At 71.4% G+C, this 21,678-nt stretch carries 20 protein-coding genes; 4 read left to right on the forward strand and 16 right to left on the reverse strand.

From position 1 onward, the window contains the following. Window positions 1-17 precede the first annotated feature (17 nt). The 13 genes from IE264_RS06050 to IE264_RS06110 form a co-directional block, all read right to left on the reverse strand. Window positions 18-899, reverse strand: a complete 882-nt coding sequence (locus IE264_RS06050) for an alpha/beta hydrolase family protein (RefSeq protein ID WP_032760424.1) — start codon at window positions 897-899, stop codon at window positions 18-20. 122 nt (window positions 900-1,021) lie between these two features. Then, window positions 1,022-2,236, reverse strand: coding sequence for a kynureninase (gene kynU / locus IE264_RS06055; RefSeq protein ID WP_032760422.1), 1,215 nt, complete (start codon window positions 2,234-2,236; stop codon window positions 1,022-1,024). Beyond that, window positions 2,229-3,077 carry a tryptophan 2,3-dioxygenase family protein gene (locus IE264_RS06060; protein ID WP_015609557.1) on the reverse strand — a complete coding sequence of 283 codons (849 nt, stop codon included), beginning with the start codon at window positions 3,075-3,077 and terminating at the stop codon, window positions 2,229-2,231. Before IE264_RS06060 ends, kynU begins: the two co-directional genes overlap by 8 nt. A 137-nt stretch (window positions 3,078-3,214) precedes the next feature. Then, window positions 3,215-3,628, reverse strand: a complete 414-nt coding sequence (locus tag IE264_RS06065) for a DUF3151 domain-containing protein (RefSeq protein WP_015609558.1) — start codon at window positions 3,626-3,628, stop codon at window positions 3,215-3,217. Window positions 3,629-3,677: 49 nt separating this feature from the next. Beyond that, window positions 3,678-5,204, reverse strand: coding sequence for a DHA2 family efflux MFS transporter permease subunit (locus IE264_RS06070; RefSeq protein ID WP_032760420.1), 1,527 nt, complete (start codon window positions 5,202-5,204; stop codon window positions 3,678-3,680). Between the two features lie 163 nt (window positions 5,205-5,367). Beyond that, entirely contained in the window at window positions 5,368-6,534 is a 1,167-nt protein-coding gene (locus IE264_RS06075; RefSeq protein ID WP_032760418.1) for a MalY/PatB family protein, read from the reverse strand. A gap of 121 nt (window positions 6,535-6,655) precedes the next feature. Continuing rightward, window positions 6,656-7,687: a class II fructose-bisphosphate aldolase gene (gene fbaA / locus IE264_RS06080; RefSeq protein WP_015609561.1), complete on the reverse strand. Its 1,032-nt coding sequence runs from the start codon at window positions 7,685-7,687 to the stop codon at window positions 6,656-6,658. Window positions 7,688-7,851: 164 nt separating this feature from the next. Next, window positions 7,852-8,391, reverse strand: a complete 540-nt coding sequence (gene pyrE, locus IE264_RS06085; RefSeq protein ID WP_031125422.1) for an orotate phosphoribosyltransferase — start codon at window positions 8,389-8,391, stop codon at window positions 7,852-7,854. A gap of 47 nt (window positions 8,392-8,438) precedes the next feature. Further along, on the reverse strand, window positions 8,439-9,272 hold the full coding sequence (locus IE264_RS06090) for an aldose epimerase family protein (protein WP_015609563.1): 834 nt from the start codon (window positions 9,270-9,272) through the stop codon (window positions 8,439-8,441). Window positions 9,273-9,292: 20 nt separating this feature from the next. After that, complete coding sequence (locus tag IE264_RS06095; RefSeq protein WP_032760417.1) at window positions 9,293-10,261, reverse strand: SRPBCC family protein; 969 nt, start codon at window positions 10,259-10,261, stop codon at window positions 9,293-9,295. 71 nt (window positions 10,262-10,332) lie between these two features. Then, a complete protein-coding gene (locus IE264_RS06100) occupies window positions 10,333-11,940 on the reverse strand; it encodes a polyamine aminopropyltransferase (RefSeq protein WP_032760416.1) in 1,608 nt (535 codons plus the stop codon). Between the two features lie 93 nt (window positions 11,941-12,033). Then, window positions 12,034-12,555: a DUF2617 family protein gene (locus IE264_RS06105; RefSeq protein WP_015609566.1), complete on the reverse strand. Its 522-nt coding sequence runs from the start codon at window positions 12,553-12,555 to the stop codon at window positions 12,034-12,036. Between the two features lie 353 nt (window positions 12,556-12,908). After that, complete coding sequence (locus tag IE264_RS06110; RefSeq protein ID WP_032760415.1) at window positions 12,909-13,202, reverse strand: hypothetical protein; 294 nt, start codon at window positions 13,200-13,202, stop codon at window positions 12,909-12,911. A gap of 161 nt (window positions 13,203-13,363) precedes the next feature. Here IE264_RS06110 and IE264_RS06115 point away from each other — a divergent pair, with 161 nt between their 5' ends. Continuing rightward, window positions 13,364-14,530, forward strand: coding sequence for a pyridoxal phosphate-dependent aminotransferase (locus IE264_RS06115; RefSeq protein WP_032760413.1), 1,167 nt, complete (start codon window positions 13,364-13,366; stop codon window positions 14,528-14,530). Window positions 14,531-14,662: 132 nt separating this feature from the next. Here IE264_RS06115 and IE264_RS06120 read toward each other — a convergent pair whose 3' ends face one another. Next, entirely contained in the window at window positions 14,663-15,199 is a 537-nt protein-coding gene (locus IE264_RS06120) for a type III secretion system chaperone family protein (RefSeq protein ID WP_015609569.1), read from the reverse strand. A gap of 200 nt (window positions 15,200-15,399) precedes the next feature. Beyond that, window positions 15,400-17,985, reverse strand: coding sequence for an ATP-dependent chaperone ClpB (clpB, locus tag IE264_RS06125; protein WP_015609570.1), 2,586 nt, complete (start codon window positions 17,983-17,985; stop codon window positions 15,400-15,402). Window positions 17,986-18,195: 210 nt separating this feature from the next. On the opposite strand from clpB, the gene IE264_RS06130 reads away from it, so the two are divergent. Further along, the gene (locus IE264_RS06130) at window positions 18,196-18,597 is read left to right on the forward strand and encodes a pyridoxamine 5'-phosphate oxidase family protein (RefSeq protein WP_032760474.1); all 402 of its coding nucleotides are present in this window, start codon (window positions 18,196-18,198) and stop codon (window positions 18,595-18,597) included. Window positions 18,598-18,744: 147 nt separating this feature from the next. Here the strand turns inward: IE264_RS06130 and IE264_RS06135 are convergent, their stop codons facing one another. After that, window positions 18,745-19,065 (reverse strand): Rieske (2Fe-2S) protein, encoded by a 321-nt coding sequence (locus IE264_RS06135; RefSeq protein WP_015609572.1) that lies wholly within the window; start codon window positions 19,063-19,065, stop codon window positions 18,745-18,747. A gap of 360 nt (window positions 19,066-19,425) precedes the next feature. Here IE264_RS06135 and IE264_RS06140 point away from each other — a divergent pair, with 360 nt between their 5' ends. Further along, a complete protein-coding gene (locus IE264_RS06140) occupies window positions 19,426-20,430 on the forward strand; it encodes a LuxR family transcriptional regulator (protein ID WP_015609573.1) in 1,005 nt (334 codons plus the stop codon). Between the two features lie 180 nt (window positions 20,431-20,610). Continuing rightward, window positions 20,611-21,639, forward strand: a complete 1,029-nt coding sequence (locus tag IE264_RS06145; protein WP_051822071.1) for a helix-turn-helix transcriptional regulator — start codon at window positions 20,611-20,613, stop codon at window positions 21,637-21,639. Window positions 21,640-21,678: the final 39 nt, after the last annotated feature.

The following is a 21,678-nucleotide window of genomic DNA, read 5'->3' on the forward strand; positions in this document are numbered from 1 at the left end:
ACAGCGCCTCGAAGACCTCACCACGCCAGCTGCGTGATCTCCTCCGCCACGATCGCGCAGGCGTCGGCGAGGGGGTCGATCAGCGGGAAGTGCCCGACGTCGCCGAGCAGTGTGAACCCGACCATCTCGCCGGACTTCGCCGCCGCGTCGACGTACGCCTCCGAGACGGCCAGCGGGACGACGATGTCCTCCTCACCGTGGACGATCGCGGTGGCGATCCCCGTGGGCAGCAGGGCGGTGGGGTCGGCCTGGGCCGTACGCTCCTGCGACTCCCCGCCCTCCCCCAGGAGTTGGCTGACCGCACCGCCGCACACCCCCAGCTCCACCGCCGTGGCGAAGTCCGCGATCGGGGCCAGTGCGACGACCCCACGCAGCGGCGGCGGGGCGGGCAGGTGCCAGGGCGACCCCTCGGGCAGCACGTGGCGTGCCGCCGCCCAGAGCGCGAGGTGGCCGCCCGCCGAGTGCCCGGTGACCACGATCCGTCGCACGTCGGCCTCCGGCAGCTCCCGGGCGGCCAGTGCCGGTACGGCGTCGAGTGCGGCGGCCACGTCGTCGAAGGTCTCCGGCCAGCTCCCGGCCACCGGGTCCGCACCGGGCTCCTGCCCCTGGCCCTCCGCGCCGCCGCGCCGGTACTCCACGCTCGCCACGGCGAACCCCCGCCGGGCCAGGAAGTCCGCGAGCGGGGAGACGTGCGCGCGGTCGTAGGGGGCCCGCCAGGCGCCGCCGTGCAGCAGGACGACGAGCGGGGCGCCGGTGCGGCCGTCGCGCGGGGCGTAGAAGTCGATGACCTGGTCGGGATGGTCGCCGTAGGAGGCGGTCCGGTCGGGGGCGACCACCGGATGTGCGAGCGCCGACTCGGTCTCGGCGACGTCCCGATCACGCGCGGCAGAATCCGACATGCTGCTCAACCGTCCTATGCCTGTGTCCTGTGCCTGGGTCCTGGCCCAACTGGGTTGACCTGCGGGGACGGTACCAGTGATCAGCACCGTCCCCGCCCGGTCGCACACGCATTGACGGTCAGTCAGCCGGCCGGCACCTCGTCGAGCACCTCGGCCAGGACCCGCGCCGCCCGTTCCGCGTCGGCGAACCCCACGTACAGCGGGGTGAACCCGAACCGCAGCACATCGGGCCGCCGCAGGTCGCCCACGACGCCCCGCTCGATGAGCCGGCGCATCACGCGTTCGGCATCGTCGCAGCGCAGGGCGACCTGGCTGCCGCGTTCGGCGTGCGCGGCCGGGGTGAGCGAGGTGACCCTGCCCGCCGGTACGTACGCCTCGACGCACTCCAGGAAGAAGTCCGTCAGGGCCAGCGACTTGGTCCGTACGGCGTCCACGGATACCCCGTCCCACACGTCCAGCGCCGCTTCCAGCGTCAGCATGGAGACGATGTCGGGCGTGCCGACCCGGCCCCGTACGGAACCGTCCGCAGGGGCGTAGTCGGGGGTCATGCCGAACGGGTCGGCGTGCGAGTTCCAGCCCGGCAGCGGGGAGTCGAAGGCGGCCTGGTGGCGCTCGGCGACATACAGGTACGCGGGCGAACCGGGTCCGCCGTTCAGGTACTTGTAGGTGCAGCCGACGGCCAGGTCCACCCCGTGCTCGTCCAGCCCGACCGGCAGCGCGCCCGCACTGTGGCAGAGGTCCCACACCGCGATCGCGCCCGCCGCGTGGACGGCGGCGGTCAGTCCGGGCAGGTCGTGCAGCCGGCCCGTGCGGAAGTCCACCTGGTTGAGGAGGACGGCGGCCGTACGGGGGCCGAGCGCGGCCGGTACGCCGTCGGGTGCGACCGGCACGATCCGGTGACCGGTGAGCCGGGCGGCGGAGGCGGCGATGTACCCGTCCGTGGGAAACGTCGTGGCGTCAACCAGGATCTCGTCGCGTCCCTCGCCCGCGAGGCGGGTGGCCGCGACGACCGCCTTGAAGACGTTCACGCTGGTCGAGTCACCGACGACGATCTGCCCTGCGGCGGCCCCGACGAGCGGGGCGATCCGGTCGCCGATCCGCTCGGGCGCGGTCCACCAGCCGCTCTCGCCCCAGGACCGGATGCGCAGCTCGCCCCACTGACGGGTGAGGACGTCCTGCACCCGGGCGGGGACGTGGACGGGCAGCGCGCCGAGCGAGTTGCCGTCGAGGTAGACGCCGTCGTCGAGGGCGAAGAGCCCCCGCTGCGGGGCGAGCGGGTCGGCGGCGTCGAGCTTCGACGCCCGCTCGCGGAGCGCGTCACGGGAGGTCTCAGACATGGCTGCGCGCCGTCCACAGCTCCGGGAACACGTTCTTCGTGGCGCGCTTCTCCAGCCACGCCACCCCGGCGGAACCGCCGGTACCGGTCTTGGAGCCCATCGCGCGGCGGGTGGCGACGAGGTGGTCGTTGCGCCATCGCCAGACGAGCTCGCCGACGTCGGTGAGCAGCTCGCCGAGGCGCACCAGCTCGTCGTTCTGGTCGGCGGCGGAGTAGATCTCCGCCCACACGGCCTCGACCTCGGGCGACGGCTCGTACCGCTTGGTCAGGTCCCGGCCGGTGACCGCCTCGGGGATGGCGTACCCGCGGCGGGCCAGCAGGGCGAGGGTCTCGTCGTACAGGCTGGGCTCCCCGAGCGCCTTCTCCAGCTCGGCGTGGACGCGGGGCGCGCCCCGGTGCGGGACCAGCATGGAGGCGGACTTGTCGCCGAGCAGGAACTCCATCCGCCGGTACATCGCGGACTGGAACCCGGAGCCCTCGCCGAGCGAACCCCGGTAGGAGTTGAACTGGGCGGGGGTGAGTCCGGCGAGCGGCCGCCAGGACTCGTTGAGCGCCTCCAGCTCGCGCAGCGAACGCTTCAGGGCGTCGCGCGCGACCGGTATGCGGTCCTCGCGCAGGGCGCGGGTCGCGGTCTCCCACTCATGGACGATGACCGTGAACCACAGCTCCATGACCTGGGTGGTGACCAGGAAGACCATCTCGCCGGGGTCGTCGGAGCGGAGGTGCTGCAGATGGGTCAGGACATCCGCCTGGACATAGTCCTCGTACGGAGTCGTTCCCGCGAAGTCGAGGTGCGGGGTGTCCGCACCGGTGGCTTCGGGGTCGGGGTGATTCGTCGACATTGCTGTCTCCTCGACACGAGCTTCCGGGTAGCGGTCCGCCCCTTCCGTGAGGTGATGGAGCTCCGGTCCCCTGCTCGCATACTAAGCCGCTCCCCGCCCGTTGCGCTTGGGAGGGGAGCGGCTCAGGGGAAGGCTGCTCAGCTCAGGATGTCGGCGGCGGTCGGCGAGGAGTCGCGCAGGAACGTCGAGCAGCGCTCGTGCTCCTCGGTCTCCCCGATCGATCCGGCGGCCCGCGCCAGAGCGTGCAGGGCGCGCAGGAAGCCACGGTTCGGCTCGTGCTCGAACGGTACGGGGCCGTGGCCCTTCCAGCCGGCCCGGCGCAGGGAGTCGAGGCCGCGGTGGTAGCCGGTACGGGCGTACGCGTACGACTCGATGACCCGGCCGCCCTCGAAAGCCTCGTCGGCGAGCTGCGCCCAGGCGAGCGAGGAGGTGGGGTACTTCGCGGCGACCTCGGCGGGCGGGGTACCGGCGGCGAGCAGCTCGCGCGGCTCGGGGTCGTCGGGCAGGTGGGTCGGGGCGGGGCCCCCGAGAAGGTTCTCGTGGATGGACATGGATCAAGTGTGCCTGCACCGGGGCGCGGGTGGGGCCGCACCGCCCACCTCACCGGGCCGGCCCCTCGTCTTCCCGGGCACGCTCGGGCTCCAGCGGCGGGGCCACGATCCCGCAGTGCACGGTGCACTCCGGCCGCTCCCCGGCCCGTTCCCGCTCGGCGGCCGTCGGGGTGCGGACGGTCCACCAGGCGATGACCGCGCCCAGCACCAGCAGCCCGGCGCACATCGGCATCGCCCGCCGGAAGGTCGAGGCGAACTCGCCCGCGTCCCGGTACGCCTCCGGGCCCATCCCCGCGAGCAGCGGCAGCGCGGCAACCGCGATCAGCCCGGCGGCCCGTGCGGCCGCGTTGTTGATCCCGCTGGCGAGCCCGGCCCGCCCGGTGTCCACGGCGGCCAGGACCGTCGCGGTGAGCGGGGCGACGACCACGACGAGCCCGGCGCCCAGCACCGTGACGGCGGGCAGCACCTCACTCACGTACCCGCCGAAGGACGCGCTGCCCCGCCCCACCCGCAGCATCAGGAGCATCCCGGCGGCGGCCAGCAGCGGCCCCACCGTGAGCGGGATGCGCGGCCCGATCCGCCGCCCCAGCTCCCCCGACCAGGCCGAGAACAGCAGCATCAGAACGGTGGTGGGCAGCAGCGCGGTACCGGCCCCCAGCGCCGAGTACCCGGCGACCACCTGGAGCTGGATCGCGGAGAGGAAGAAGAAGCCGCCGAGGGCCGCGTAGACGCAGAACGTCACCAGGTTGACCGAGGTGAACAGCCGGGAGCGGAAGATCGACGGCGGCAGCATGGGGTCCGCCCGCCGCTGCTCCACCAGCACGAACGCCACCCCGAGGAGCACCCCGCCGACGGCTGCCCCGATCACGAGCGGCGAGGCGCCCCGGCCCGGCGCCTCGATCAGCGCGTACGTCACCCCCGCCAGCGCCAGCGCCCCGAGCACGGCCCCCAGCACGTCGAACCGGCCGTGCGCCGCCGGATCCCGCGACTCCGGTACGTGGCGGAGGGCGACGGGTACGCAGATCGCGGCGAGCGGCAGGTTCAGCAGGAACACCCACCGCCAGCCGGGCCCGTCCACGAGCCACCCGCCCACGAACGGCCCCACGGCCGCCCCGACCCCGCCGAACCCGGACCAGAGCCCCACGGCCCGCGCCCGGTCGTCGGGATGGAAACTGGCCTGGATGAGCGCCAGGGACCCCGGCGTGAGCAGCGCCCCGCCGACGCCTTGCAGGGCCCGGGCGGCGATGAGGACCCCCGCGTTCGGCGCGATCCCGCAGAGGAGCGAGGCCAGCGCGAACCACACGATCCCCACCACGAACACCCGCCGCCGCCCGTACCGGTCCCCGAGCGCCCCGCCCAGCAGGATCAGCCCGGCGAGCGTGAGCATGTACGCGTTGACGGTCCACTGGAGCGCGGCCAGGTCGGTGTCGAGGTCCTCGCCGATGCGGGGCAGGGCGACGTTGATGACGGTCGAGTCGAGCATCGCCATACCGGAGCCGAGCACGGTGGTCAGAACGACCCAGCGCCCGACGGGCGAGGCGACCCGGATCTCCCCGGGCGCGGGGGCAGCAGCCATGGGGTCAGCTTCCCCCGGTTCGCCCCATCCCGCACTCGACGGACCAGCTCGGTCGGGCCGACCCGTCAAGTCCGGGCGCGTACCGGGCAGGGGCCCGCACATCAAGCCCCTCCGGCGATCGAGGAGCCGGGGAGCCCGGGGGCAGCGCCTCCGGGCCGCCCACCTACCGCACGGCCTCCACCGCCCGCACCAGCGCCTCCACCCCCCGCACCACCTTCGCCCGAGGACACCCCACGTTCAGGCGAACAAACCCCGGCGCCCCGTAAACCGCACCCCCCATGACCGCCACCCTCTCCCGCTCCACCAGCACCCGCTGCAACTCCGCGTCGTCGACCCCCGTCGCCCGCAGGTCGATCCACGCCAGGTACCCGGCCTGCGGCGGCTCCCACCCCAGCTCGGGAAGGACCGCGGAGAGCCGTTCCGCGACGAACCCGAGGTTCCCCGCCACATACGCCCGCACCGCGTCCAGCCACGGCCCGCCCTCCCGGTACGCCGCGATGTGCGCGGTCAGCGACAGCACCGCCGGGGACGCCAGCCCCTCCGCCGTCTCCATCCGCCGCAGATACTCCGCCCGGTCCGCCGGATCCCCGATCAGCCCGTACGCACCGGTCAGCGCCGGAAAGTTGAAGGCCTTCGACCCGGACGAGATGAGCGCCCAGCGACCGGCCCCGCCCCCGGCCCCCACCACCCGCGTCCACGGCACATGGACGTACCCCTCGTGGACGAAGTCCGCATGGATCTCGTCGCTGACGACCGCCACCCCGTACCGCTCCGACAGCTCCGCCATCCGGGTCAGCTCGTCGGCCGCCCAGACCCGCCCGGTCGGGTTGTGGGGCGAGCAGAGCACCAGGACCTTCGCGTCCGCCCGGGACAGCTCACGCTCCAGCGCCGCCTCGTCCCCCACCGGCACCCCGCGCAGCTCCCGCCCGAGCCCGGTGATCGCCTTGCGGAAGCCGTCGTACGTGGGGGTGTGGACGACGACCCCGTCCCCCGGCTCCGTCCACATCTGGAGGAGCTGGGAGAGCTGGCTGAGGACGGACGGGCCGTACACGAGCTGCCCGGTGTCGATCTCGGTGCCGTACCGGGTGGCGTACCAGTGGGCGATGGCCGATCGGAAGTCGTCCTGCTGCCAGGTGGTGTAGCCGAAGACGCCGTGGTCCAGCCGGGCCCGCAGCGCGGCGAGCACCTCGGGGGCGGTGGCGAAGTCCATGTCGGAGATGGTGAACGGGAGCAGCCCGTCGACCCCGAACCGGTCCGCGACCCCGTCCCACTGGACGCACCAGGTGCCCCGGCGGTCGACGACGGTGTCGAAGTCATACAGCGCGGCCACGGGAGGCCCTCCTTGCTCTCGTTCTCTCCGCACAGCAACGGGCCCGGCCCCCTGGAAGGAGGACCGGGCCCGAGGCCGTACATCCGTACGTACGCGTGGCTGCTTCAGCCCCGACGCGTGGTTACTTCAGCTTCGTACCCGTGGAGCGCAGGTTCGCGCACGCCTCGGTGACGCGCACGGCCATGCCGGCCTCGGCGGCCTTGCCCCAGGTGCGCGGGTCGTAGGTCTTCTTGTTGCCGACCTCGCCGTCGACCTTCAGGACACCGTCGTAGTTGCGGAACATGTGGTCCGCGACCGGGCGGGTGAAGGCGTACTGGGTGTCGGTGTCGAGGTTCATCTTCACGACGCCGTTCTCCAGCGCGGTGGCGATCTCCTCGGCGGTGGAGCCCGAACCGCCGTGGAAGACGAAGTCGAACGGCTGGCTGCCGGCCGGCTTGCCGTACTTGGCGGAGACGCCCGACTGAAGGTCCTTCAGCAGCTCGGGGCGGAGCACGACGTTGCCCGGCTTGTAGACGCCGTGGACGTTGCCGAAGGAGGCGGCCAGCAGGTAGCGGCCCTTCTCGCCCAGGCCGAGCGCCTCGGCGGTACGCAGCGCGTCATCGACGGTCGTGTACAGCTCGTCGTTGATCTCGTGCGTGACGCCGTCCTCCTCACCGCCGGTCGGGGTGATCTCGACCTCAAGGATGATCTTGGCGGCGGCGGCCTTGGCCAGCAGCTCCTGGCCGATGGCCAGGTTGTCGGCGAGGGTCTCGGCCGAGCCATCCCACATGTGGGACTGGAACAGCGGGTTCAGACCCTTGGCGACGCGCTCGGCGGAGACGTCGAGCAGCGGACGTACGTAACCGTCCAGCTTGTCCTTGGGGCAGTGGTCCGTGTGCAGCGCGACGGTGATGTCGTACTTGGCCGCGACGATGTGCGCGAACTCGGCCAGGGCGACCGCGCCCGTCACCATGTCCTTGTTGTACTGGCCGCCCAGGAACTCCGCACCGCCCGTGGAGATCTGGACGATGCCGTCGCTCTCGGCCTCCGCGAAGCCGCGCAGGGCCGCGTGCAGGGTCTGCGTCGAGGTGACATTGATGGCCGGGTAGGCGAACTTGCCCGCCTTTGCCCGGTCGAGCATCTCGGCGTAAGCCTCGGGGGTTGCGATGGGCATCTGACCGCTCCTTGGGATGTGCGGGTGTGCAGGCTTTGAGTCCCTGACCTGGGGGCGACGTCATCGTCGCCCCCATCTTCCCAGACTCCTCATCCGGCTCCACTCGGCGGACCCTGTTTCACGTGAAACGTCCGCCGGGTCCGCTTTTCGGCTCAGGCGAGGGCTCAGGCGAGACCGAGGTCGGCCACCGAGTAGACCTGTACGTACGGCAGACCGGCCTCGGCGATGGCCGGTGCGGCACCCCGCTCGACGATCACGGCGACGGCGACGACCTCGCCGCCCGCCTCCCGTACGGCCTCGACGGCGGTGAGCGGGGAACCGCCCGTGGTCGAGGTGTCCTCGACCACCAGGCAGCGGCGACCCTTCACGTCGGTGCCCTCGATCCGGCGCTGCATCCCGTGCGCCTTCTGCGCCTTGCGGACGACGAACGCGTCCAGGCTCTCGCCGCGTGCGGCGGAGGCGTGCAGCATCGAGGTGGCGACCGGGTCGGCGCCCAGGGTCAGACCGCCGACGCAGTCGTAGTCCAGCTCGGCGGTGGCGTCCAGCATGGCCTGGCCGACCAGCGGCGCGGCCTTGCCGTCCAGCGTGATCCGGCGCAGGTCGATGTACCAGTCGGCTTCAAGACCCGAGGAGAGGGTCACCTTGCCGTGCACCACGGCCTTGTCCTTGATCTGCTGGAGCAGGTCAGCGCGTACGTCAGTCATGGACACGAGGGTAAGCGCAGCCCGGAACCCCCGGAGCACGCCCCGCCTCAGAGCCGCGCCCAGCTCCAGGTCGTCGTGATCTCCAGCGGGTCGATCGGGGTGACCAGCCGGGGCGCGGTGTTGAGCCCGTTCGGCGGCCCGGACTGCGGCTCCACACAGACCGCCTCGGCCTGCTCGTCGTAGATCACGACCCACTCACTGCGGCTCTTCACCGTCAGCTCCAGCTGCTCCGGCCAGGTGAGCTTCACATCGACGCCGTCGGGCATCCCGAAGCAGTCGTCCCACGGTCCGGGTACGGGGTCGATGCGACGGCCCGTCGGCAGGTGGTCCTCGCCGCGCTCCTCCTGCCAGGCGGCGTCGAAGGAGAGCTCGGCGTCCCGGCCCCCGAGGCTGCGGTGGAACCAGGGGTGCCAGCCCGCCTGGGCCGGGAAGGAGTTGCCGTACGTCTCGACGGCGAGGCCGAGCGTCAGCGTGTCCTCGGTCAGCTCGAAGGTCTGGGTCACCCGGCCCTCGTACGGCCAGGGCTCGGCGAGGTCGTAGTAGAAGGCGGCCTGCGCCTTGTCCGCGTGGGCGGTCCGCCAGGCGGTGTCCCGGCCGGTGCCGTGGATCGCGTGCGGCGGGGAGTTCAGGGGGAGTTGGTGGGACGCGTCGCCGTTGCGGAACTGCCCGTACCCGGTGCGCCCGCACCAGGGCACCATCGGGAAGCAGCCGTACCGCTCGCCCTGGCGCAGCAGTTCGGTGGAGCCGATCCGCAAGCTGCTGATCCGGCAGCCGTGGGCGGGGTCGACGGTCAACTCGGCGTCCCCGGCGGTCAGCCTGACGCTCACTTCGTTCCGGGCGCGCTCTTCTCCGCCACGGACGCTCTCTTCGCTACTGCTCACCCGACGACCCTACTGGCGGCTCACGGCCTGCGGCGCCGCAACGCCCGGCCCAGCACCACGGCGGAGGCGAGGGCGAGCGCGGCCGCCGGGGCGACCCAGCGCAGGGTGGTGCCCGCTCCGCCCGCGTCCGGCGAGGGCACGGGGGCGTACCGGCCGCGCGGCGGCGCGTGGTCGACCTCCTCCGCGCTGCGGCCGATCATGGTCCGGCGGGCGTGCGCGGCCTCGGCGGGCGGCTCGTCCGGGACGGTGAACTCCACTCCGGCGACGGGGTCGAGCGCGGGCGGCGGCACGGGCGAGTCGAACACGGACGCGGTCTCGGCGGGCTCTGCGGGCTCGGTGGGCTCGGTGGGCTCGGTGGGCTCCACGGCCTCGGCACGCTCGGTACGTTCGGCGGGGTCGGCGGCGGCGTCCGCATCGGCAGAAGCCCCCTTCCCGGTCGGCCCGTCATCCACCGGCCCGTCACCCACCGGCTCCCCGCCCGGGATGTCGCCGGACGCCTCCTCGACGTCCCCCTCAAGCCCCTCGGCCGAGACATCCTCCGCGCCGCCATCCTCCTGCGCGGCCAGCGTCTCCGTCACCAGTTGCTGGGTGAAGCGGTCCAGGAGCCGCTGGGCCGCCGCGAGCGCGGCGCCCTCCTCCAGCTCCGCCAGCCGGCCGTCGCCGCTCGCCGTACCGCTGTAGGCGAGGGTCGTCCCGCCGTCCGTCTCCGTGAGGCCGATGGTCAGGGCCAGCTTCACCGCACCGGCACCCCGGGCCTCCACGCCCTCCCCGGTGACCGAGAAGTGGGGGCCGGACCCGGAGAGCTCCAGCTCACCCCGGTACGTGATGGTGTGGCCGCCGGCCCGGAACTTCAACCGGCCCGCCAGGGGTGACGCCGACGCGTCGGCGTCCTGCTGGATGCCCGGTACGCAGCGGGCGACCCGGACGGGATCGCCCAGCGTGTGCCGCAGGGCCGGGACCGGGACCGGAACGAACACCTGATGCTCCATACCGACCGAGCCTAATCGCCCCAGGCCCGCACGTCAGGGCTTCCCCACCCCCGGCCCGCACGCCCGCCCCCTCACGCCTCCTCCCAGTAGCGCGGGTGGATCAACGTGGACGGCACCTGCCCCGGCAGCCGCAGCCGCTCCGCCGCGCGGGCCCCGTCGCGCAGCTCCGACTCCCCCAGCGAGCGCGGCACGGGCGCCCCGGCGCCCAGCCCCGGCTCCCCCACGGCCCGCGCCCCCGCCAGGACGAAGCCCCAGTCCTCCGGGCCCCCGCCACCGCCCCCGCCTCCGCCGAGCCGGTCGGGGCTCGCGGTGAAACCGGAGGGGCGGCCCGGGATGCGGTACGGGCGGGTCGCGAGGCCTCCGGCCCGTACCGAGGCCTCCACGGTCCAGAAGGTCCGGGGCCGGGCCTCCGGCGGGCCCGCGTGCACCACCAGCCGCCCACGGGGGGCCAGGGCCTCGGCGACCAGCCCGTAGAACTCGGCGGAGTACAGCTTCGTACTGGCCGTGACCCCCGGGTCCGGCAGGTCGGAGATCACCACGTCGTAGCGGTGGCGGTCGGCCCGCAGCCAGGTGAACGCGTCCGCGCCGACGGCGGTGAGGCGCGGGTCGCGGTAGACGTGGCCGTTGAGCCCGGAGAGGGCGGGGTCGGTGCGGGCCAGCCGGGTGACGGCGGGGTCGATCTCGACGACGGTGACCGAGCGGACGTCCCGGTAGCGGAGGACCTCGCGGGCGGCGAGCCCGTCGCCGCCGCCCAGGACGAGGACCCGGGCGCGGGGCCCGTTCATCGCGGGGTGGACCAGCGCCTCGTGGTAGCGGTGCTCGTCGCGGGCGCTGACCCGCAGCCGGCCGTCCAGATAGAGGCCGAGGGATTCGCGGTCGGTGCCGGTCAGGACGACCTCCTGCACCCCGGTCTGCACGGCGACCCGCACCTGGTCCCCGTAGACCGCCTGCCGCGCCGCCCGCTCGAAGTCGTCGACCAGGAACGTGGCGGTGGCCAGGACGGCGATCACCGAGAGGTTGGCCAGGACCAGGAGCCGGCGCGAGCGGGGGGTGAGGTCGCGCCGGAACACCCACAGGACCAGCGCCCCGCCGGCCGCCGCGTTGACCGCGCCGGTGAACAGCGCGCCGGTGAGCTGCCCCAGCATCGGCAGCAGCAGGAAGGGGAAGGCCAGCCCGCCGACGAGCGCGCCCACGTAATCGGCGGCGAAGAGGTCCGCCACCGCCCCGCCCGCGTCCTGCCGGTCGACGCGCTGGATCAGGGTCATCAGCAGGGGGATCTCCGCGCCGATCAGCACCCCGATCGCCAGCGAGAACCCGACCAGTGCGTGGCGCGACTCGCCGAGCCAGGCGAACGACGCGTACAGCACGAGCGCCGAGGAGCCGCCGATCAGTGCGAGGGCCGCCTCGATCAGGCCGAAACCCACGGCGGCGTGGCAGCGTAAACGTTTCGCGAGGAGCGAGCCGATGCCCATCGCGAAGACCATCACGGAGAGCACGACGGAGGCCTGGGTGACCGAGTCACCGATCAAGTAGGAGGCGAGCGCGACCAGTTCCAGCTCGTACACCAGGCCGCAGGCCGCGCAGACGAAGACGGCGGCCAGCACGAGGAACCGGCCGGTCCTCGGCCGTACGGGAAGCCGCGCCGCGCCCCCTCGCAGCGACACCTGCTGGTCGATCATGCTGCGAACGCTACGTCACCGCCCGGTCGCCGCTTGTCACCCACAAGGGTGCAAGTGGAGCGGCCGGGAGACGCCCGCCCCCGGCCGCGCCCCTCAGAGCGCCGGCGCCGGGATGCGCACCCCCACCCGGGTCCGGGTGACCACCAACTGCCCTTCCTGCGGGTACGCGTGCCAGGTACGCCACCGCACCTGGCCCTCGATGCGCTGGGCGAGCATCGCGGTGAACGCGTACGGGGAGCCGGGAAAGGTGCCCGCGAGGCCGTGCGGGTGGTCGCTCACGAGCGCGAGCAGCTCCTGCGCCCGGCCGGCGAACTGCCCCTGGGTCAGGGTCTCGACGCGCGCCGCGAATTCGTACTCCCAGTCCCCGAGCCGCTTCGCGACACCGAGGGGAAGGGGGGTGCTGCTGCCCGGCATGCAGGCAACGGTCTCGGAGCAGACTCCGCGGTCCTCCTGGAGGAGGACCTGGTGGGAGGCGCCGAGCAGCCTCAACTGGAGTTCGGCGCCGCCGAGCTGGAGGTCGAGGACGGCGAGGGCCGGAAGCGGCTCCCGGCCCAGGGTCCAGGCCAGGTCGGCGGCGCGGGTATCGGAATAGGCCGTCTGGAGGGTGGTGAGCATGGGTCGGCTCCGCAAACACACATGGACACATGGACAGCCGACGTCCCCTGAACATGCGCGTGGGAGGAGGGGAGCGCCCGATCTGGTCCAACTGGGGTCCGAGGGCTGAATGTTCTCTTCAACGAGGGAATCACGAAGTACGCGGCACTCGCAGCGTTTTTACCCAACTTGACGCGGTTTCCATCCCCCCGGGGGCTGCCCGGTTCAACTGTTCAACCATTTTCGTCTGCGTGGCTCAACGACAGGGCGCCCGAAGGGAGTTCACCCTCCGGGCGCCCTGTGCCCGAGTCACTGTCGGTGACGACGGCGGTCACCGGCCGGTTTCCTTCTCCGCCGCGGCGGATGCGGCCGGCTCAGCTGCTCCCGCCGCACCCGCCGCCACCACCGCAGGAGGAGGACGAGGATCCGCCCCCGCACGAGTGACCACCGGAGTGGCCGCCTGAGTCGCCGGACGAGCCGCTGTCGCCGCTCCACCAGCCGCCGCCACCGCCACCACCGCCGCCCCCGCCCGCGGTCGCGGTCGCGGAGGACCGGCGCTTGGCGCCCGGCCGGGACGAACCGCTCCCGACGCTGCTCACGCGCACCAGGAACACCACCAGACCCACCAGGACACCCACAGCGATCAGCACCGTGATGAAGACACCCATGCCCCTCACCCGCCTTTCTCTCCCCCGAAGCGCGGTTCCCCCGTCGCTTCCCGGATCTCTCCGTGTTTCTCGGTCTTGCTTCGTGACAGGGGGATCCCCCCGTCCCACGCGAACGAAAGCAGACTTGAGCAACTCCAGAGCTTGGGCACAGGATGGCGCCCATGACACAGGGACGACCGTTGCTCAACCGCCGCCTCGCCGGGTTCGGTACGACGATCTTCGCCGAGATGTCCGCGCTGGCCGCGCGGACCGGCTCGATCAACCTCGGCCAGGGCTTCCCCGACACCGACGGCCCCGAGGAGATCAGGGAGGCGGCGGTCCGGGCGCTGCGGGCCGGGCACGGCAACCAGTACCCGCCGGGCCCCGGCATCCCGGAACTGCGCACCGCCGTCGCCGACCACCAGAAGCGGTTCTACGGACTGGCCTGGTCCCCGGACACCGAGGTCCTGGTCACCGCCGGAGCCACCGAGGCGATCGCCGCCTCCCTGCTCGCCCTGGTGGAGCCGGGCGACGAGGTCATCGCGTTCGAGCCGTACTACGACTCGTACGCCGCGTGCATCGCCATGGCGGGCGGCGTCCGCGTCCCCCTCACGCTGCGCGCCCCCTCCTTCCGCCCGGACCTCGACGAACTGCGCGCCCTGATCACCCCGCGGACCCGCCTGCTGCTGCTCAACTCGCCGCACAACCCGACCGGCGCGGTCCTCACCCCCGAGGAGCTGAACGGGATCGCGGCCCTGGCGGTGGAGCACGATCTGCTGGTCGTCACCGACGAGGTGTACGAGCACCTCGTCTTCGAGGGCTCCCACCACCCGATCGCGGCCCTGCCCGGGATGCGCGAGCGCACGGTCTCCATCTCGTCGGCCGGGAAGACGTTCTCGTACACCGGCTGGAAGATCGGCTGGGTGACGGGCGACTCGGCGCTGGTGACCGCGGTGCGCTCGGCGAAGCAGTATCTGACGTTCGTGAGCGGCGGCCCGTTCCAGTACGCCATCGCGGAGGCGCTGCGGCTGCCCGACACGTTCTTCACGGAGTTCCGGGAGTCCATGCGCCGTCGGCGCGACCTGCTCGCGGAGGGCTTGCGGAGCGCGGGCTTCCGGGTCTACGAGCCGGAGGGGACGTACTTCATCACCACCGACATCTCCCCGTTCGGCGAGGAGGACGCGTACGCCTTCTGCCGGGCCCTCCCGGAACGCTGCGGGGTCGCCGCCGTGCCGGTCTCGGTCTTCTACGACGACCCGGAGGCGGGCCGCAGCCAGGTCCGCTTCACGTTCTGCAAGCGCGAGGACGTGCTGGAGGAGGCGGTGGAGCGGCTGCGCCGGCTGGGGTGAGCACGGAGGCGGCCCGGACGGCGGTCGTGAGCACGGAAACGGCCCGGGTGGCGGTCGTGAGCACGGCGACGGCCCGGGTGGCGGTCTCGTGGTGACCGCTGCCCGGGCCGTTCCCGTGGGTGGATCGAGGGGCTAGGCGCCCTCGGGGTCCGTCTTCTCCTCGGCCGGCGCGAGGCCCAGGCGCTCGATGAGCCACTTGTCGAACTCGATCGAGGCGCGCACCCAGCTCACCGTCGAGGAGACGAAGTGCTCCAGGCTGACGCCGGTGCCGATGAGCATCTGCGCCTCACCGATCAGCCGGACGGAGCCCGCCTCGCCCTCCTCGCCCTCGTGGGCGTGGGTGTAGACCTTCGGCCACAGGGTGCGGCGGTTCCAGTCGTCGATGGCGTCCAGGAGGACGGGACGCAGGTCGAGCGCGTGGGGGCGGTCGTAGAACGTACGGACCGAGAAGACCTGCTGCTCGTCCTCGCCCCGGAACATGAAGTACGTCCGGAACTCTTCCCACGGCGCGGCGAGGTCGCCCTCGTCGTCGACGACGTACTTGAGCTCCATCTGGTCGAGGAGCTGCTTGACGAGGTCCTGGTCAGGGACGACGGGGCCCTCCGGTCCTGCCGCCTGCGGTTCGGGCTGGCCCCCGAAATTAGGAATCGAGGACGGATCGATGCTCACCGTTATTTCCCTTCGTGCGGTTGCGGCCATCCTCTCCCATGGCGGGCGGGGCATGGCAAGCCCGCACGGTCCCTATCCGCCACAAGCTGACAGAGAGCCGGTGGGGAAGGGGCCGGGCGGGCGTATGCGCACAGTGTGTGACGGGCCGTGCCCAGGTGTTACGGGACGGGCCCGGCGCTTCTACGAGGCCGGGCCTACGATCACGAGGCCGGGCCGACGATCAGTCCGTCCTCGGCCCGGTCCACCCGCACGGTGTCACCGTCCGTGATCTCGCCGGAGAGGATCTCCTTGGCGAGCCGGTCGCCGATCGCCGTCTGGATGAGGCGGCGCAGCGGGCGCGCCCCGTACGCCGGATCGTTGCCCTCCTCGGCGAGCCAGGCCAGCGCCTCGGGGGTGACGTCGAGGGTGAGCCGCCGGTCGGCCAGCCGGGCCGCGAGGCGGTCGACCTGGAGCTTCGCGATGTGCGCGAGCTCGTCGCCGGAGAGCGCCGAGAAGACCACCAGGTCGTCCAGCCGGTTGATGAACTCCGGCTTGAAGGAGGCCCGCACCACGTCCAGCACCTGCTCCTTCTTGACCTCGGGCTTGACCAGGGGGTCCATCAGGAACTGGCTGCCGAGGTTGGAGGTGAGGACGAGGATGGTGTTGCGGAAGTCGACCGTGCGGCCCTGGCCGTCGGTGAGCCGGCCGTCGTCGAGGACCTGGAGCAGGATGTCGAAGACCTCGGGGTGGGCCTTCTCGACCTCGTCCAGGAGCACGACGCTGTACGGGCGGCGGCGGACGGCCTCGGTGAGCTGGCCGCCCTCCTCGTAGCCGACGTAACCGGGCGGGGCACCGACGAGGCGGGCGACGCTGTGCTTCTCGCCGTACTCGCTCATGTCGATGCGGATCATGGCCCGCTCGTCGTCGAAGAGGAAGTCCGCCAGCGCCTTGGCCAGCTCGGTCTTGCCGACGCCGGTGGGGCCGAGGAAGAGGAACGACCCGGTGGGCCGGTCGGGGTCGGCGATCCCGGCGCGCGTACGGCGTACGGCGTCGGAGACGGCCTGGACCGCCTCGCTCTGGCCGATGAGCCGCTTGCCGAGCTCGGACTCCATCCGCAGCAGCTTCTGGGTCTCGCCCTCAAGCAGCCGCCCGGCCGGGATGCCGGTCCAGGCGCCGACGACGTCCGCGATGTCGTCCGGGCCGACCTCCTCCTTGACCATGGTGTCCTTGGAGGCTTCCTGCTCCGCCTCGGCGGCCTCCTCCAACTCCCGCTCCAGGCCGGGGATCTCCCCGTACAGCAGCTTGGAGGCGGCGTCGAAGTCACCGTCGCGTTGCGCTCGTTCGGCCTGGCCGCGCAGCTCGTCCAGGCGCTCCTTGAGCTCACCGACCCGGTTGAGGCCCTGCTTCTCCTTCTCCCAGCGGGCGTTGAGGCCGCGCAGCTCCTCCTCCTTGTCGGCGAGGTCGCGGCGCAGCTTCTCCAGACGCTGCTTGGAGGCGGCGTCGGACTCGTTCTTCAGCGCCAGCTCCTCCATGCGCAACCGGTCGACGGAGCGCTGGAGTTCATCGATCTCCAGGGGTGAGGAGTCGATCTCCATACGGAGCCGGGAGGCGGCCTCGTCGACCAGGTCGATGGCCTTGTCGGGGAGGAAGCGGGAGGTGATGTAGCGGTCGGAGAGGGTGGCCGCGGCGACCAGCGCCGAGTCCGCGATCTGCACCTTGTGGTGGGCCTCGTAACGGCCCTTGAGACCGCGGAGGATCGCGATGGTGTCCTCGACGGACGGCTCGGCGACCAGCACCTGCTGGAAGCGGCGCTCCAGGGCGGGGTCCTTCTCGATGCGCTCGCGGTACTCGTCCAGCGTGGTCGCGCCGACCATGCGGAGCTCGCCGCGGGCCAGCATCGGCTTGAGCATGTTGCCCGCGTCCATGGCGGAGTCGCCGCCCGCGCCGGCGCCGACGACGGTGTGCAGCTCGTCGATGAAGGTGATGATCTGGCCGTCGCTCTCCTTGATCTCGGAGAGGACGGTCTTCAGGCGCTCCTCGAACTCGCCGCGGTACTTCGCGCCCGCGACCATCGCGCCGAGGTCGAGGGAGACCAGCCGCTTGTTCTTCAGGCTCTCCGGGACATCGCCCTTGACGATGCGCTGGGCGAGCCCTTCCACGACGGCGGTCTTGCCGACGCCGGGCTCACCGATGAGCACCGGGTTGTTCTTCGTCCGGCGCGACAGCACCTGCACGACGCGGCGGATCTCCTGGTCGCGGCCGATGACCGGGTCCAGCTTGCCCTCGCGCGCGGCGGCCGTGAAGTCGGTGCCGAACTTCTCCAGGGCCTTGTACTGGCCCTCCGGGTCGGGTGTGGTCACGCGACGCCCTCCCCTGCTCGTCTCGAATGCGGCCAGCAGCTTCTTGGCCGTGGCCCCTTGCCCGTCGAGGATCTCACCGGCGCGCCCGCCCTTCGCGGCGATCCCGATGAGCAGGTGCTCGGTGGAGAGGTACTCGTCGCCCAGCTCCTTCGCCCGCTGCGCCGCGTCCTGGATGACGGCCAGCAGCTCACGGTTGGGCTGCGGCGGGGCGACGGTGGAGCCGGTGACGCTGGGCAGGGTCCCGAGCAGCTTCTCGGTCTCGGCGCGCACCACGGCCTGGTCGGCCTCGACGGCGGCCAGCAGGTCGACGATGTTCTCGTTGTCCTCACCCGCCAGGAGTGCGAGCAGCAGGTGCCCGGGGGTGAGGTCGGGGTGCCCGTCCTTCACGGCCCGGTCGCTGGCCGCGTTGATGGCGTCCCGGCTCTTGTTGGTCAGCTCGGCGTCCACGTGTGCTTACTCCTCCTCGCAGCTGGAACTCATTCCCGACGGAATCCTTGACGGACTCAACGTGCACAAAGTTGAGTCTATTCCACTCAAGGTGGTTCGGCGCCCATTATGCGGCTCCCGGGCCGGGTGGACCGGCCGACCTTCCGAGTGAACCGGCTGCCCGGCCCGCCCGCCACCGCACCGGCACCCCCCGCCGCCTACGCTTCACCCATGGCAGACGTACGGAACCCCACCCCCGAGTACCTCGCGTTCTGGCGCGAGCGCCACGTGTGCACCTTGACGACGCTCCGCCCCGACGGCACACCGCACGTGGTGCCGGTGGGCGTGACGTACGACCCGGAGGCCGGGGTGGCCCGCGTGATCACCGGCAAGGGCACCCGCAAGGTCGCCAACATCCTGGCCGCCGGCCCGGAGGGGGCACGGGTCGCCGTCTGCCAGATGCACAAGGCCCGCTGGGCGACGCTGGAGGGCCGCGCGACCATCCGCACGGAGCCGGAGGCCGTCGCGGACGCGGTGAGCCGTTACGCGGAGCGCTACGAGCGCACACCGAGGCCCAACCCGGAGCGGATCGTCATCGAGATCGCCCTCGACCGGGCGCTCGGAAACGCCTGACCGCACCCTGGCCGCGCCCTGGCCACTCCGGTCCGCCCCTGTCCGCCCCTGGACGGGAACAGCACAACGGCGCCACCGTGTTCAGGTCACGGTGGCGCCGCTGTGTGGGGGAAGCGCCGGAGCGATAGGTGACGACGGGGGAATCGCTCAGGCACTGCGGGGGGTGGCGGAAAGGGGTTCTGACGCGATCAGCTCATGGTCACGCTGATCGAGGTTCACAAAGATCATCCCGTACCTGACGGCGCAGCGGACGGGCTGCGGCGCGCCACGGGGGCGTCGGAGACAGCGATAGGCGCGGACGTCTTCGTCCTCTTCCATCACGACGACGATCGGCTCTCCGAACAGGGTGACCATCAACGAGTCGCCACGGCGGGGGAGTGCCGTGAGCAGATCGATGAAATGCCACCCTGAGCGATAGGCGGTTGCCATCTCGCGCCGGAAGGTTCGGTCGTCCGGCGGCGTGGTCATGCTCGGTCCGTTTCGGTCGGGGCGAAGTCCCGCACCCCATCAGCAAGGTGTGTCACTTCTGCGCGCACTGCGGCCTGACCGGCAGGGGCCGTATCCCAGACGACATCACCTGGCTTTGGCGCCTGCGACCAAGCTTCGACTGCCCGATGAGGTGCATCGCCCCGGGTCAGGTCCGAGGCAGCGAACACCCCGAGTGCGAGCCCGGCGGAGAAGGCCACAGCAAGCACCGAGCGAAGCGTTTTGTTACTCATGGTGGGCTTCGTCCTTACTTCCAAGGTTTCCTCTCCCCCGCATCACAAGACGATGGCCCATCGAGGCACGTCAAACCACAGAAACGATGCATCATGTTCCTGCTGATGCATGTTCCTGGGGGGTGGAGAATTGACCACGAATAGGAAAAAAACGACACATCCCCACTCTGTCAGCACTTTGTGCGACGAGGGGGCACGGCTCTACGCCAGCGCGCTGAGCGTGGGGAGGATAGCCCGCGCCGAGGCGGGTGCAGCTCCATGCCTGCTGGAGTTCGCCCTACTGCACCCCGACCCGGACGACCCCACCTGGCTAAGGCCCGTGCCGGCGTTCGCGGCACTCACGCAACGACTCCATCCCATCGAGCGCGAGATCCAGGAGCGCAGGCGCCTCTCGATCGAACTCACCAAAGCGTTCGAGCCGTTCATGGCCGTCAGCGCCCAGACGCCGCCGATCACCCACGCCATCACCGTTCTCGAAGGCATCGGCCGCATCAACGCTTCCATAAAACTCGCCATGGCCGAGTGCCACTCCGAAGTTCTCACGATCCAGCCCGGAGGCGGCCGCAGCGAGGACACGCTGAACATGGCCATGGAACGCGGAAACATGCTCATGCAGCGCGGGGTGGGCATGCGCACCCTGTACCAGCACACCGCCCGTCACAGCCAAGGAACTCTCAACTACGCGGCACGCATGGCGGAGAGCAAAATGGAGATCCGGACCCTCGAAGAACTCGTCGAGCGCCTCATGATCTTCGACCACACTGTCGCGTTCATCCCGGCCACGGACGACCGGACCATTGCCCTTGAGCTACGGCATCCCGGCATCGTCAAATACCTCGTCAAGGTCTTCGAGCAGTTCTGGCACCGCGCGGTCCCGTTGCAGGAGCAGATTCCGTACGACCCCGTACCGGAAGGTATATCCGGAGTCCGACATTCCATTGCCAAGCTCCTGGTCGAGGGTCACGTCGATGAGGCCATTGCCCGCCGCCTCGGCATGAACGTACGCACCTGCCGCTCCCACATCGCCAAGCTCAGCGTCGCGCTCGGCAGCAACAGCCGGGCACAACTCGGTTATCTGATCGCGCGGTCCGGAATCCTGGAATCGGACTCCTGACCGCGCGACCGATCCCCCCGTCGGGGAACCCGGGCGTGACTGCGCAACGGGGGAGAAGGCAATCAACGCCCGGGTCGCACCGAGGGAGTTCCCGGCTCCCCCGGCACGTCCACACTCCCCTCAGAACTAGGCTGGCACCACCGTCAACTTGTTGCACTGCATAAAGCAGAGGGATCCCAAATGGGAAGCAATGAAGGCAGATTAGGACATCGCCCGCATCGGAATTCCGAGTTGTGCGATCCGGCGCTCCGCCTGTACGAAAAGGCCCTTCACGCAGGACGGATAGCCCGCACCGATCTCACCGACGCCCCCTGCCTCCTCGAACTGGCCTTGCTCCATCCCGACCCATGGGACGAGGCATGGTTGCGGCCCGTTCCCCCGTCGGCCGCTCTGGCCAACCTGCTGCAGCCCGTCTCCCGGGAGATCGACGAACGCCTGCGTATGGCGACCGCCCTGAGCCGGTCCCTGTTCCCCCTGACCGCCGTGGCCCACGACGACCCCAACCTCGCCATCACCGTGCTGGAGGGAGTCCCGGCCATCCAGGCGTCCATCAACGAGGCCACCACCACGGCCAGGGACGAGATCCTCACGGCCCAGCCCGGCAGCGACCGCCCGGCCGGCAAACTCCAGGAGGCTCTGGCCAACGCCCACACCGCCATCCGGCGCGGAGCCAGGATCCGGCACATCTACCAGCACCCGGCCCGCTACAGCGGCTCCATCAGGGACTACCTCTCCCAGGTCCCGGCCCAGAACCTGCAGGTACGGACAACCGAGCTGACCGTCGAACGGCTGATCATCATCGACCGGTCGGTGGCCTACATCCCCGCCTCGGCCGACCGCAGCACCGCCCTGCGGATCAGCCACCCCGCTCTGGTCTCGTACCTGATCCAGGTCTACGAGGTCCTCTGGGCCCAGGCCGTCCCGCTCGCCGAGAACCACCAGGCGACCGCCCCGAACGCCCCGGTCACCGCCGTCCAGCACAGCATCGCCCGCCTCCTCGCCGAAGGCCACGTCGACGAAGTCGTCGCCCGCAAGATGGGCATCAGCGTCCGCACCTGCCGCTCCCACATAGCCAAACTCATGCAGACCCTCGGAGCCACCAGCCGCACCCACCTCGGGGCACTGCTCGTCGAGTCGGGCATCGTCGAAACGACGGCCGCCGAGCAGCCGCTCCGAACGGATTCGGTGCCTCCGGACCACAGGAACTAGCCTCGGTCCAGGGGCATGCCGACACCGGCGGGGGGCCGA

It is taken from the genome of Streptomyces microflavus, from assembly GCF_014650075.1.
Lineage (GTDB): Bacteria > Actinomycetota > Actinomycetes > Streptomycetales > Streptomycetaceae > Streptomyces > Streptomyces microflavus.